The sequence below is a fragment of the Prevotella sp. tc2-28 genome, from assembly GCF_900107705.1.
Taxonomy (GTDB): Bacteria; Bacteroidota; Bacteroidia; order Bacteroidales; family Bacteroidaceae; genus Prevotella.
The window spans coordinates 14,622-28,194 of record NZ_FNRE01000004.1 but is presented as its reverse complement, the minus strand read 5'-3'; the positions used below and the strand labels follow the sequence as shown (position 1 = coordinate 28,194).

Genomic DNA, 13,573 nt, shown 5'->3' with positions numbered 1-13,573 from the left:
TTTATTGTAAAATAGTTATAGTTCTTTCTACGTCTCTCTTCGTTATCCCAAACTGCGGATTAGTCTGCACAAAGTGTTGTTGCTGCTCAGGCAGCATTCCGCTTTCATCATCAATGATGACATAATGACTTACCTGTTTTCCATGATTTGTAAGCCACTCCTTGTAGTGTTTCTGCTGCACAGACAATTTTACTTCTTCCATATATATACTAAGTTGATTACACAATATATAATCGTAAGTTTTGGACGAAATCTATACAGGATTTTTAATATATTAACTACTAGGGGGCTCTTTTAACCAATTATAACACCATGCGTTCAATCATTCGATAGAAGCCAGAATCTCTTGTCTTACTTGCCCTACCAGACAAAGTGACGAGGTTAAATCATTATTTTGAGTGATTTAGTTTCAGCTTCGACAGGAGGCACTCCGAACTGGTGGTATTCTCCCGATTTTGTCAAGAAATACGAGACGTAATCTCGTTGCTGACGAGCCGTAATCTCGTCGAGAGTGAGCCGTAATCTCGTTGACGACGAACCGTCGCTCGAGCTCTGCTCGCTTGCTACAGAAAGGACGCAAGAATCTCATAAAGATGTATGGGGTTGCAACGGTTCGTCTTATTGTCGCCTAAACGTTTGTATAATGATTTACCCCTCCTGCACTTTAATGTAACCACGAGTAACCTTGTTTAGCGCAATTTCTGTCATATAGCCTTGCTGAACCAAGTCTGACAGGTCTTTTCTTGCTGTCATAGAGGAAACGGAGAACTGTTCTTGCACATCTTTTACTGTAAAGATGGTGTCGGGTTCTTCCTTAAGCCGCTGAAGAACCAGCGCCTGGCGCTGATTGATATTTCCTGCCATCATAAAGGAACTGGCTGCCCTCTTCTCCCGTTGCTTCCGCTGGATATAATCACGTAATTGCTGGAAGGATTTTTCCAATGCTCCCAGATTGTAAGCAACAAAATAACCCATATCATTTCCGTCATTCTCTACATAACGGAAGGCTTTCTCATAATTTGACTTGGATTTTGCAATAACTCTCGAAATAGACATATACTCCGTCAGTTTGTAGCCTTCTTTAAGCATATACCAATAGAACAAAGCACGTGCTGTACGCCCATTTCCATCAACAAACGGATGCATGAATGCCAACATAAAATGCACAATGATGCCCCGTATAATAGGATGGATGAAAGTGCGTGGATTGTCGTTGTTGAAGAAATCGCAAAGAGACTCAACAAACTCTGGGATCTCTTGAAATGAAGGCGGGGTATAAATGATATCACCCTCTACCATATCAGCCACAACAACCTTATCGTTAGTTCTGAAACGACCTGCATCCTCCAGAATATCCAATGTCTTTTCCGTCATCAGCCGATGAATCGTAAGCAGCAATTCTTCTGTCAATGGCTCGTCCTTATGTTCAACAATATACTGGATGGTATTATAGTTGTTGACTATCATCTGTTGAGACTTGTTCTGTGGAGACTTTTTCTTTCTCAGCATGTCCTTAGCTACGATTCTCGTAGTAGAGGCACCTTCCATCTTACTGGAGTAGATGGCCTCTTCCATCAAAGAACTCGACAGATAGTATTTCTTTTCTGCAGATTGAGTATCGCCCTCCACTTCCCAAAAACTGCCGAACTTCATATCGAACTCATGACATAAGCGTTGCATCTGGCTGGTGACACACAGATTGATATCATATTTATTCCAGACAGAAATCATACTCCTCAGACGTGATGCTTTGACATTCGCCCATAACATCTGTGGGGTGAAACCTTCTGGCAGTTTCTTGTATTTCGCTTTGTCCCAATATTCATAGTCGGCATTGATTTTATCTACAACTGGCATGATATTAGGGTCAATACCTTTTAGCAAGACATTTACAAGCGTTTTCCTGTCAATTTTTGGTGGCAGTTCTATCATAAAACCCTATTTAAAAAATTCTGCCACAAAGATACTAATATTATTTCAAATCCTTGCCAATTCTTGCAAGTTTTTGCAAAATTAGCAAGAATTTTTTAGTTTAAGAGGTTATAGCCTAACTTCTCAATCTCGTCAAGGGTGAGACGAAATCTCGTTGGCGACGATCCGTAAACTCGTTTTAAGTATAATAGGTTCCTGGATACTGTCATTCGTCTGAATGGATTTGCAATTACAACTCCTAATACTTACATTTGCAACTATTAATACTTACAATTGCGGAGATTAATACTTACAATTGCTACCATTAATAGTAACAAATGAGGGGATTGCCACTTCGTGGCGAAGGTACTCTCGTTCGAGAAAACTCAAAATTCTTTTGGTTTTCTGCTCACTTAATCGTACCTTTGCATCCGATATGGAGAATAATAGTATTTTGCAGAAACTGGACGGACTGGAAGCTCGCTTCGAGGAGGTGTCAACGCTGATTACCGACCCTGATGTGATTGGCGACCAGAACCGATTTGTGAAACTGACCAAGGAGTATAAGGACTTGGGCGACATCATGGATGCCCGCAAGCGATACATCGCCTGTCTGAACAGCATCCGCGAGGCCAAGGACATTCTCGCCAACGAAACGGATCCCGAAATGAAGGAAATGGCGCGCGAAGAATTGGCAGAAAACGAGGCTTTGCAACCCAAGCTGGAAGAGGAAATCAAGATTGCCCTTATCCCTAAGGATCCTGAGGATGCCAAGAACGTACAGATGGAAATCCGTGCAGGAACGGGTGGTGACGAGGCTGCCCTCTTTGCCGGTGATTTGTTCAAGATGTACAAGAGCTACTGCGATTCGAAGGGTTGGCAACTCTCCATCACCAGCGTCAGTGAGGGTGCTGTGGGTGGCTACAAAGAGATAGACTTTGCCGTCTCGGGTGCCGATGTCTATGGCACGCTGAAATATGAATCGGGCGTGCATCGCGTACAGCGCGTTCCCGCTACAGAGACACAGGGACGTATGCACACCTCTGCCGCTACCGTTGCCGTACTGCCAGAGGCTGATAAGTTTGAGGTACATGTAAACGAGGGAGAAATCAAGTGGGATACCTTCCGCAGTTCGGGTGCCGGTGGACAGAATGTGAACAAGGTGGAATCGGGTGTGCGTCTGCGCTATATGTGGAAGAACCCCAATACGGGTGAGACCGAAGAGATTCTCATCGAATGTACGGAGACGCGCGACCAACCCAAGAACAAGGAGCGTGCCCTCTCTCGCCTCTATACCTTTATCTACGATAAGGAGCACCAGAAATATATGGACGATATTGCCTCGCGTCGTAAGAGTCTCGTCTCTACGGGCGACCGTTCAGCCAAGATCCGCACCTACAACTTCCCGCAGGGACGCGTAACCGACCATCGTATCGGCTATACCACTCACGACCTGCAGGGCTTCCTCGGAGGCGACATCCAGCCTATGATTGACGCCCTGACCGTGGCTGAGAACGCAGAACGTATGAAAGAAACGGAATTATAATACAAAAAAATTGAAATATGGGATTTTGGAAAGAAATTAAAAAAGAATGGACATGGTCTAGCATCAAGAAGCAATGGTCTGACTTTCTGGCAATATTCATTGCCGTAGCAATTGCCGGAGAGTTCCGGGAGCATGGCTTTTGGCTTTATTGGCTGGTATGGTTAATCGTCTTCTTCCTATCAAGATTTATCCTAACATTAATAAAGAAAAGCATTTCATGACAAGAACAGAATTAATAGAACAGATTCGCGAGAAACGCTCGTTTCTCTGTGTCGGTCTCGATACCGACCTCAACAAGATACCCCAGTGCATCATCAACGAAGCGAAGGCCAAGGATGGCGAGGACTACGTCTTCCGCGCCCTCTGCGAGTTTAATGCCCTCATCATCGATGCCACAGCCCCCTACTGCGTAGCCTACAAGCCCAACTTGGCTTTCTACGAGGCTTACGGCATGGACGGCATCCTTGCCTTCGAAGCTACCATTTACTATCTGAAAGAAGAATACCCCAACCACTTCATCATTGCAGATGCTAAGCGTGGTGATATCGGCAACACGTCGAAGATGTACGCCAAGACATTCTTTGAGCAGTACGACGTCGACGCACTGACCGTTGCTCCTTATATGGGTGAAGACAGCGTTACCCCCTTCTTGGGCTACGACGACAAGTGGGTTATCCTGTTGGCACTCACGTCGAACAAAGGTTCTCACGATTTCCAACTGACGGAAGACAAGGATGGTGAGCGCCTTTTCGAGAAGGTATTGAAACAAAGTCAGCAGTGGGGCAACGATGAGAACATGATGTATGTTGTAGGAGCTACTCAGGGACAGATGTTCGAGGATATCCGCAAGATTGTACCCAACCACTTCCTACTGGTTCCCGGCGTCGGAGCACAGGGCGGTAGTCTTGAAGAAGTCTGCAAATACGGCATGAATAAGGATTGCGGACTGCTTGTCAATTCCTCACGAGGCATTATCTACGCCTCCAATGGTGAAGACTTTGCCAAAGTAGCAGCTCAGAAAGCCCAAGAGTTACAACAACAAATGGACATAGAACTAATAAAAGCGGGACTTTAACAATCCCGCTTTTTTCTTCTTATAGGAAGGCTATCCAGTATGCCCGACAAAGGGCATAGATAATCGTCAGTAGAAGAACGGCGATAGGAATGTCACAAAGCTTGGATTGATAGTCTACCGGTGTGGCAAAGTGGCGGTGCAAGCGATAGATGGAATAACCCACCAATGCACCCCACAGCAGACCAACAGTGATGTCTCCGGGATAATGAACACCCAGGTAAAGTCGCGTCCAGCAGTTGATGAGCGAATAGGCTATCATAGCGATGACAAATGCGCGCCGACGCATCAGCAGCGAGAAGAACATGGCGATGGAAAACGTGTTGGCAGCATGAGCGGAGAAGAAGCCATAGTTACCACCACGATAGCCGTCGACGGTATCAATAAGCATTCCAATCTCTGGGTCATGAGTGGGGCGCCAACGGGCTACCATTGGTTTTACAATCATGTCGTCGACAGCACCTGCAAACAATACGCACAGGCCTGCAGCCCCGACAACCAACAAAATGTCGCGCACAGTATTATTGCTCTTCATCACCACATAGAACAGGGAGATATAGAGCGGTATCCACGTCTTGGCATTTGTCAGCGTCATCACAAGATAGTCAATAAACAGCGACTCGCTGCCATTCAGCATCAACAGCAGATGTTTGTCAAATTGAATCAGTTCTTCCATAGTTTCATGCGCTCTCTAAATAATTTCTATCTGATTGGTTTCCAACCATCCTTCCTTACCATCAGCAACACGCACCTTCTTCCAACTGCGCATTGAGCCGTCAGTAATATTAACCTTTGTTCCTTCATGCAGGATGAAAAGGTCGGTACCATTCTTAGATGGGGTACTCTTCACGGTAACTGCCGAGTGAATGATAACGGCACCTGTACGGTTCATGATGGCCCGTTTCTGTTGCCAGGCAAACAGATTGCTGGCCAAGAAGAGAACAACAAACAGCAGTCCACCAAAGAAACCGATCTTGCGTAGCCAAACGGCATTGCCAAAGAGATAGGCCAAAGCCAACACGATAGCTATAGCAAGGGCTATCAACGCCATCTGAGCCCAGGCATCAACGCTCTGCAAGTTGACCAGCGAACGGTACCAGGTCACGAAGAACATCTCTGACTCAGGAACAATCTTGTCAATCGTCTTTGAACGAGCCATCTGCAAATTGAAACGAATGTCCTTATCACCAGGTGACAACAACAGGGCGCGTTCGTAGTTGAGGACGGCTTTCGTAAAGTTGTCCATACGATAGTAGCTATTGCCCAGATTGTAATACAGGTCCGGGGAAACACCCTTCTTCAATAACTGTTCATACAACTGAGCAGCCTGCTGATAATGCTCATGGACATAAGCGCTGTCGGCATCGGCCTTAGTCTGTGCACCAACAGCCATCGGCACGAGCATTAACAGCCAAAGGACAGCTGAAATCCTGCTCGAATGACCTTTCTTCATGGTGGTTGCAATTTGTGTGATAGCAGTCATAGCCGCATCATATACTTTATTCATATTTCCCTTTGCATCACCAGGAGCATAGCGCGCGAACTCGCATTCGTCAAGTGCTCCGATGAACTGTTGGATAGTCTCGGCAGGTACACCGCAAACTTCCAACTGTTGACTGATATTCTCACGCGACAACTGCTCGACAGGCATTGAGAGCTTGTCGCCAACATATCCCCAAAGTGCACGAAGTACTTCATCGTAGAAATCACCCTGTTGCCCATTCTTCATCAATCGAGCAGCCTTCTTCAGTCGCTTAGCAGCCACCTTGTTGGCCTTGCCGGCTCGCTGTTTAACAACATTGGCATTCTCAATAGCACGACGACGGAAGATGACGAACAACGACACAAATCCTAACAATAATACCGCCAATGTCACCCAATATGCCGTTGAGCCAAAGAAATAGTCGCCTATGGCATGTTGACGCGTGCTACCAGTCTTGATATAGTGGATATCACTATTAAGCAATTTCACATCTTCCTGACCATTGAAAGTAGCTACTGTTCCAGAACCATCTCCCTTGGCAACACTTAGATGAAAGGGCTCTGTCTTGACCGTCTTATAAGTATTTGCCTGTGTATCAAAATAGGTATATTCGACGGCAGGAATGTCAAATTCTCCCTGATGGCGCGGAACGGCCAAAAAATCGTAGATAATAGAGCCTTCTAAGCCCTGCGTGGTCAGTTTTGTCTGGTCGGTAACCTTTGCATCGTAGCTGTCAAAATCCTTAGGGAACTTGACAACGGGTTGTTTGAGCAGTTTCATGTTACCAACGCCGTTCACTACTACGCGTAACTTCACAGGATTATTGGCCTTTACTTGCGCATGGTCGAGAGTGGCTGAGATATTAAACTGACCGACACCGCCCGAGAAACCAGTTGGACGCTGAGGAAGCGGGTCAACCTGAATAGAAATGCCAGGAGCTTTGATTTGCTTCTTGACCTCGATATAACCGGAGCCACCATTAAAGAAGGCTTCGAACGGATCAACATTGCGATTCTGCTGTACAACAAGTCCTTCATAGGTGATACTGGGAATTTCCAACTTACCCGTAGCCTGCGGGAACATGACGTACTGTTGCCAGGTCACCGTGCGATACTGGCGTCCGTTGAAAGACTCAACCTTGAAGGTCTTCTCCTGTGGCAACGGGACTTCACGGGTATAAAAACTCTTCAGGTCGGCCATCTTACCGTTAAGTTGCGTCAATCCGACCAGCGTATATACCTTATAGGTAAGCAAAATAGGCTCTTGCTCACGAACGCGTTGTTTCGAGGCTGTCACTTTAATAAACAAGTCGCTGCCGGATATCGCACTGCCTGCCGGACGCACCTCTTCACCTGCTCGACTCTGCTGACGACCTTGCTGACCGTTGCTTTGAGCCTGACCGCTAACCTTGATGTGTATCTCGTTACTATGAATGGTTTTACTACCCACCTGAGCCTGTGCTGCAGGTATAGTGAACGAACCATTTTTAGTGGCCGAGAGGATATAGGTGTAAGTTACCGATGACGAACTGGACATATGACCATTGACCAGTTGATAACTTGACTGGGTTGACGTACTAGGTCCCATCAACACATCGAATGCATCAGGGATGTTGCCTGCACGGAAACCTTTCACGTCATCCGTATTCACGGTATAAGAGAGGCGAAACTGTTCACCTATGGCCACTTGGGACGGGGCACGTCCAGTCAACTGCTGCGCCCTTGCCTGACTAACGAATAGTGAAAGTTGAATAGTGAACACCACTATCCATACTGCTCCATATTTAACTTTATCGTAACTCATAGTTGTATTTCCTTCACTTACCAGTTCTTTTCCAGCCGACGACGGTTAGGCTGCTGCTGTGCTTTCTTCATGCGTTCCTGCGTCTGCTTCTCCTCCTGAATGGCAGCATTCAACATCTGTTCAGCATTCTCACGACTCATCTGTTGCTTCTGCTGTTGTTGCTGGTCCTGTTTCTGCTCTTTTTTGTCTTGCTGCTTTTGCTGATCCTGCTTGTCTTTCTGGTCTTTTTTATCTTTATTGTCTTTGTTATCTTTATTTTGCTGATTTTGCTGATTCTGTTGCTGTTGTTGCTGACGCTTGCAAAGTTCCAGATTATACCGAGTCTCATCATCTGTGGGGTTGTTACGTAACGCTTCTTTGTAAGCCTCGATAGCCTGTGCATACTGTTTCTGTCCCTGACAAATCACACCGATGTTATGATATGACTGCGCCTTTCGCATCGGATTGGTTTCCTGCTTTGCTGCATTCTCAAACTGCACAACGGCTGCAGAGTCCTTGCGTTGTCCCAACAGAGCGTTTCCCAGGTTATAGTGAGCCTGAGCATTTCGTGGATTTTTCTCCACAGCCTTGCGATAGGAAACTTCTGCCTCAGCATAGTTACCTGCACGGAACTGCTTGTTACCCTGACGCACCAACAGCCTGTCACCTTGAGCCTGGACACTAGTTGCAACTAGCAGGAAAAGCACTGCAACAACAGCCTTCTTGTTACGTTTGAAGAGTGACACATTCTTAAGCATCGGGTTCTTGATGTCGAGGATGCAGACCTCGATAATGAGCAATAGGAGCACTATAATGCACACCGCTTGAAATTGTTCGTCATAGTCACTATAGATAGTGCTCTCTATTTCTTTCTTTGCTAACTTGTCTAACTCATGGTCTAACTGGTCCTGCGCATTACTGTTGTTCTCAACATGGATATATGCCCCACCGCCAGCCTGGGCTATCTGTCGACACATCTCCTCATTCAGTCCGGTCATCACAGTTTGACCCATATTGTCCTTCATGTAGTCACCATTTCCTGTAGGGATTGGTGCACCTTTCGGAGAACCGACACCCAGCACATAGACACGCATCCCCTTGTTCTGTGCTTCTTTTGCTGCCTCCAGCGCTCCACCTTCGTGGTCTTCACCATCGGTAATAACAATGATAGCCTTACCGACTCCTTCCTGTTGTGTAAAGCTGTTGGTTGACATCGTAATAGCTTTGGCTATATCAGTTCCCTGTGTGGCAATCATCGATGGTGTGATACTTGACAAGAACATCTTGGCTGATACATAGTCGCTAGTGATGGGCAATTGGATAAAGGCATCGCCAGCAAAGACGATAAGTCCAATCTTGTCGTTGGTGAAATGGTCAACCAGATTCTCAACCATCATCTTCGAACGGTCCAAACGACTTGGTGTGACGTCCTCTGCCAACATCGAGTTACTGATATCCATTGCAATGATGGTCTCTATACCAGTACGTTTCTCACGATTGATTTTCGTACCAAACTGCGGACGGGCAATCATCAAAATAATCAATGCAAGTGCTGTCAGCAGCAACACAAACTTGACTAGCGGACGAAAACGTGAAACATCAGGCATTAACTGGCGTACCAAATCTCGATCGCCGAATTTGCGCAGACGTTTCTTCTGTCGGCTGACCATCCACAAACGAATGACAGCCAACAGGGGTATCAGCACCAAAGCGTATAAGTATATAGGATCTTCAAATCGAAACATCTTCTTTCAATCTATTATGGTAGTTTTCTGAATACGGTAATGCGCAGCAACATCTCCAGCAACAACAGAATGGCTGCTGCCAACGCATAGGGCTGGTAGGCCTCATAGCGTTTGCTGAACTTCTTGACATTAAGTTTTGATTTCTCCAACTTGTCTATCTCCTTGTATATTTGCTGCAACTCACGATTATTGGTGGCGCGGTAGAAATCGCCATCTGTAGCAGCTGCAATCTCACTCAGCGTCTTCGTATCAATCTCTACAGGTACATTGATATATTGTATGCCTCCAGCCACAGACATGGGATAAGGAGCCACTTTGTTAGTTCCCACACCGATCGTATAGACACGAATACCGAAACTCTTGGCAATCTCAGCAGCTGTCATTGGCGACAAGTCACCACGATTGTTACTACCGTCAGTCAGGAGAATGACAACCTTACTCTTGGCTTTCGAGTCCTTCAATCGACTGACAGCATTAGCCAGTCCCATACCAATAGCCGTTCCGTCTTCTATCAGTCCACGTTGGGCGATATCCGTACGAACATTCTGCAAAAGATTAAGAAGCGAGGCATGATCGGTAGTCATCGGACATTGAGTGAAGGCCTCACCAGCAAAGATACTCAGCCCAATGTTGTCATTCGGGCGACCGATGATGAAATCGGCGGCGACCTGCTTAGCAGCTTCCATACGGTTGGGCTTCAGGTCTTCTGCAAGCATTGATGTCGACACGTCCATTGCCAGCATGATGTCGATACCTTCCATGGTTTTGTTCTTCCATGAATTCTGTGTCTGTGGACGCGCCAACACAAGTACCAGCAAGACGAACACCGCTAGCCGCAGCAACAACTGAAGTGGCATAAGACGTACCTTCCACGAGCGTGGCGCAAAACGGTATGCATATGTGTCACTCATGCGCATCGTCGGCTCGCTCTTTTTTCTGTACATCAGATACCATATTAGATAAGGTATGATGAGCAGTAGCAGCAACAGATATTCTTTATTGGCAAATTCCATGTTTTTCTCTTTAGTTCAACAGTTGGTAAACACTATAGACAACCAGACAAAACAGCAATATCGAAATGGTGCAGACTGTCCAGATAATGCATTTCAGAACACGCCGGGTTTTCTGCGACCGCTGGTCTTCCTCTGACAACTGCGGCTTAATGACTTCCTCGGTAGGTTGGTTTTCCTGCTTCGTCTGGTTGATGAAATCAATAGCATTAACCAAATTAGCGTCATTCTCATTAATCATAGTCGAATACTTGGCAAATTTTACCAAGTCTGCCGTCATAAAGAGGCGACGCAACTCATCCAAACTCTGTTGGTCACCCGAGGAGGTGAGTCGAGCGATAATCTCGGAACTGGTCATCTCCATAGCAGAGAAGCCGTAACGTTCCTCAATATACTTACGTAGTGTATCAGTCAATTTTGTGTAGTATTCCTTCTGGTCTTCGGATGCAACCATCTTGTCTGCCTTTATTTGTTCTATCTCTTTCATCGCCTTCTGATGAGGCAGCAGACGCTTCACTATTTTAATCCGCGCAATAATAGGTTTGTTGTCACGGAGACGGAGATACAGATAATAGGCGACAGCCCATAGTACGAGAATCAGAATACTCAACCAGAACGACAGCTTCCAGTCGCTCCATTGGAAGGGATTATCCTGTACGTCCTTGGGACCAAAGAACTTGTCTAGCTTCGTCGTGTCCACCTCGACCTCAACGACTTTGAGAGCCAAGCTCTTGCTCTCGACAGTCTTGCCATTGACCTTCACCTTGAAAGGAGGCAGATAATACAAGTTGCCGTCAAAAGAGGTCAGCGTCAGCAGCAAAGTGCGGTCATCGGTACGCTGGGTGGCGATTACTTCCACACCGGCAACGATTTGCTGACGGGGCTGGAAGGTTGGCATTTCAACCCTAGCACCCTCTGGAGCCTGCACCGTCACTGTGACTTGCGCCTGCTCGCCAATCATCATTTCTATCGGCTCTATCTTGACTTCAACTCCTGACTGAGCAAAACCCAGTAACGTACAGGCTATCAAGATAATAAATAATAACACTCTTCTCATCAACTTCTACTTTTAAACAGCATCAGCAGTGCCTTAACATAGTCCTCATTAGTGGCTATGCTCACCAGGTCGACATTACTTTTATTCATCGTCTCACGCAAGTGCTGTTGACGATTCTTCCAATACTTTTCATGAGCTTGACGCAAGCTACGACTACTGGTATCAATATACTGCTCATGACCAGTTTCTGCATCAACAACGCGCATTAATCCCACGTCAGGCAATTGCCGAGCCAGCACATCATATACCTGCAGAGCCACCACATCATGCTTGCGATTACATATCTGTAAAGTCTGCAGGAAGTCCTGACGAACATAGAAGTCACTAAGCACGAAAGCCGTGCAGCGGTGCTTGGCTACGCTAGTCAAGAACTCCAAAGCCTGTTTCACATCCGTACGACGTGATTCGGGTTTAAAGTCGAGCATCTCACGGATGATATAGAGAATATGTTTGCGACCTTTCTTAGGGGGAATGTACTTCTCCACATGGTCTGAGAAGAATACAACACCGATCTTATCGTTATTCTGGATAGCCGAGAAGGCAATGGTAGCAGCAATCTCCGTCACCATATCACGCTTCATCTGACGTTGTGTTCCGAAATCAAGTGAACCGCTGACATCGACTAACAACATCACGGTAAGTTCACGCTCTTCTTCAAATACCTTGACATAAGGTCGATGAAAACGAGCAGTCACATTCCAGTCGATGTCGCGCACGTCGTCACCATACTGATACTCGCGCACTTCGGAGAAGGCCATACCCCTACCCTTGAAGGCAGAATGATACTGACCAGCAAAGACGTTCGAGCTCAAACCACGTGCTTTGATCTCTATTTTCCGGACTTTCTTTATGATCTCAGATGTTTCCATCAGGGAACTTCCACCTTATTAATTATTTTGGAAACGATTTCCTCACTGGTCATGTTAGAGGCTTCTGCCTCGTAAGTCAAGCCGATGCGATGTCGCAGCACATCGTGAGCCACAGCACGCACATCTTCAGGAACAACGTATCCACGGCGTTTGATGAAGGCATATGCACGGGCAGCTTTTGCTAAATTAATAGATGCACGGGGAGAGCCACCGAAGGATATCATATCCTTCATGTCTTTCAGACCATAACGGTCGGGATAGCGAGTAGCAAATACAATATCTGCAATATACTGTTCTATCTTCTCGTCAATATAGACTTCACGTACTACAGAACGGGCATTTACTATCTCGTCGGCGGTGGTCACGGGTGTCACCTGAGGCAACGAACCAGCAATATTCTCACGAATGATTTTCTTCTCTTCATCAATGGTGGGATAGCCAATGACCACTTTCAGCATGAAACGGTCCATCTGAGCCTCAGGCAGAGGATAGGTACCTTCCTGTTCTATAGGATTCTGTGTAGCCATTACTAAGAACGGATTCGGAAGATTGAAAGTCTCACTTCCAATAGTCACCTGTTTTTCCTGCATGGCTTCAAGCAAGGCGCTCTGAACCTTGGCAGGGGCACGGTTGATTTCGTCTGCCAACACGAAATTAGCAAACACCGGACCTTGCTTTACTTGGAACTTTTCCTCTTTCTGCGAATAAATCATCGTACCTGTTACGTCGGCAGGCAACAGGTCGGGGGTAAACTGAATACGACTGTATGAAGCATCTATCAATTGTGCCAGTGTCTTAATAGCCAGTGTCTTTGCCAAACCGGGAACACCTTCAAGAAGAATGTTACCGTCACTTAGCAAGCCAATGAGCAACGAGTCCACCAGATGCTTCTGTCCTACGATTACGCGATCCATTCCCGTCACCAGATTAGTAACGAATCCACTTTGTTGTTCTATCCGCATATTCAATTCGCGAATGTCAATAGCTTCTGCCATAATATAAATTCTATTTTATACGTTATTTCTTTTTGATTTGCAAAAGTAGTCATTTCCCTTCTGATAATGGACACTTGCATACCTAAATAATATTAAAAAAGTT

At 46.1% G+C, this 13,573-nt stretch carries 12 protein-coding genes; 3 read left to right on the top strand and 9 right to left on the bottom strand.

All coding sequences use genetic code 11. The features are described 5' to 3' along the window. Position 1: 1 nt before the first annotated feature. The gene (locus BLU47_RS04555) at positions 2-202 is read right to left on the bottom strand and encodes an HAD domain-containing protein (RefSeq protein ID WP_091959065.1); all 201 of its coding nucleotides are present in this window, start codon (positions 200-202) and stop codon (positions 2-4) included. 446 nt (positions 203-648) lie between these two features. Beyond that, complete coding sequence (locus BLU47_RS04550) at positions 649-1,932, bottom strand: Fic family protein (RefSeq protein ID WP_091959063.1); 1,284 nt, start codon at positions 1,930-1,932, stop codon at positions 649-651. Between the two features lie 415 nt (positions 1,933-2,347). On the opposite strand from BLU47_RS04550, the gene prfA reads away from it, so the two are divergent. Genes prfA through pyrF form a run of 3 tightly spaced genes read left to right on the top strand, consistent with a single transcriptional unit; the run spans position 2,348 to position 4,532 of the window. After that, the gene (gene prfA / locus BLU47_RS04545) at positions 2,348-3,457 is read left to right on the top strand and encodes a peptide chain release factor 1 (protein WP_091959060.1); all 1,110 of its coding nucleotides are present in this window, start codon (positions 2,348-2,350) and stop codon (positions 3,455-3,457) included. Between the two features lie 17 nt (positions 3,458-3,474). After that, on the top strand, positions 3,475-3,678 hold the full coding sequence (locus BLU47_RS04540) for a hypothetical protein (protein WP_091959057.1): 204 nt from the start codon (positions 3,475-3,477) through the stop codon (positions 3,676-3,678). Further along, on the top strand, positions 3,675-4,532 hold the full coding sequence (gene pyrF / locus BLU47_RS04535) for an orotidine-5'-phosphate decarboxylase (protein ID WP_091959054.1): 858 nt from the start codon (positions 3,675-3,677) through the stop codon (positions 4,530-4,532). The genes BLU47_RS04540 and pyrF overlap by 4 nt, the downstream gene beginning before the upstream one ends. A 19-nt stretch (positions 4,533-4,551) precedes the next feature. Here the strand turns inward: pyrF and BLU47_RS04530 are convergent, their stop codons facing one another. From BLU47_RS04530 to BLU47_RS04500, 7 genes are read right to left on the bottom strand one after another with little or no spacing between them, the layout of a single operon-like run. Further along, positions 4,552-5,205, bottom strand: coding sequence for a phosphatase PAP2 family protein (locus BLU47_RS04530; protein WP_091959051.1), 654 nt, complete (start codon positions 5,203-5,205; stop codon positions 4,552-4,554). 15 nt (positions 5,206-5,220) lie between these two features. Then, entirely contained in the window at positions 5,221-7,815 is a 2,595-nt protein-coding gene (locus tag BLU47_RS04525) for a BatD family protein (RefSeq protein WP_091959048.1), read from the bottom strand. A 17-nt stretch (positions 7,816-7,832) separates the two neighbouring features. Continuing rightward, positions 7,833-9,539, bottom strand: a complete 1,707-nt coding sequence (locus BLU47_RS04520) for a VWA domain-containing protein (protein WP_091959046.1) — start codon at positions 9,537-9,539, stop codon at positions 7,833-7,835. 14 nt (positions 9,540-9,553) lie between these two features. Then, the gene (locus BLU47_RS04515) at positions 9,554-10,552 is read right to left on the bottom strand and encodes a vWA domain-containing protein (protein ID WP_091959043.1); all 999 of its coding nucleotides are present in this window, start codon (positions 10,550-10,552) and stop codon (positions 9,554-9,556) included. A gap of 10 nt (positions 10,553-10,562) precedes the next feature. After that, positions 10,563-11,606 (bottom strand): BatD family protein, encoded by a 1,044-nt coding sequence (locus BLU47_RS04510; RefSeq protein ID WP_091959041.1) that lies wholly within the window; start codon positions 11,604-11,606, stop codon positions 10,563-10,565. Next, positions 11,606-12,475 carry a DUF58 domain-containing protein gene (locus BLU47_RS04505; RefSeq protein ID WP_091959037.1) on the bottom strand — a complete coding sequence of 290 codons (870 nt, stop codon included), beginning with the start codon at positions 12,473-12,475 and terminating at the stop codon, positions 11,606-11,608. Before BLU47_RS04505 ends, BLU47_RS04510 begins: the two co-directional genes overlap by 1 nt. Then, on the bottom strand, positions 12,475-13,470 hold the full coding sequence (locus tag BLU47_RS04500; RefSeq protein ID WP_091959034.1) for an AAA family ATPase: 996 nt from the start codon (positions 13,468-13,470) through the stop codon (positions 12,475-12,477). The genes BLU47_RS04505 and BLU47_RS04500 overlap by 1 nt, the downstream gene beginning before the upstream one ends. Between the last annotated feature and the right edge of the window lie 103 nt (positions 13,471-13,573).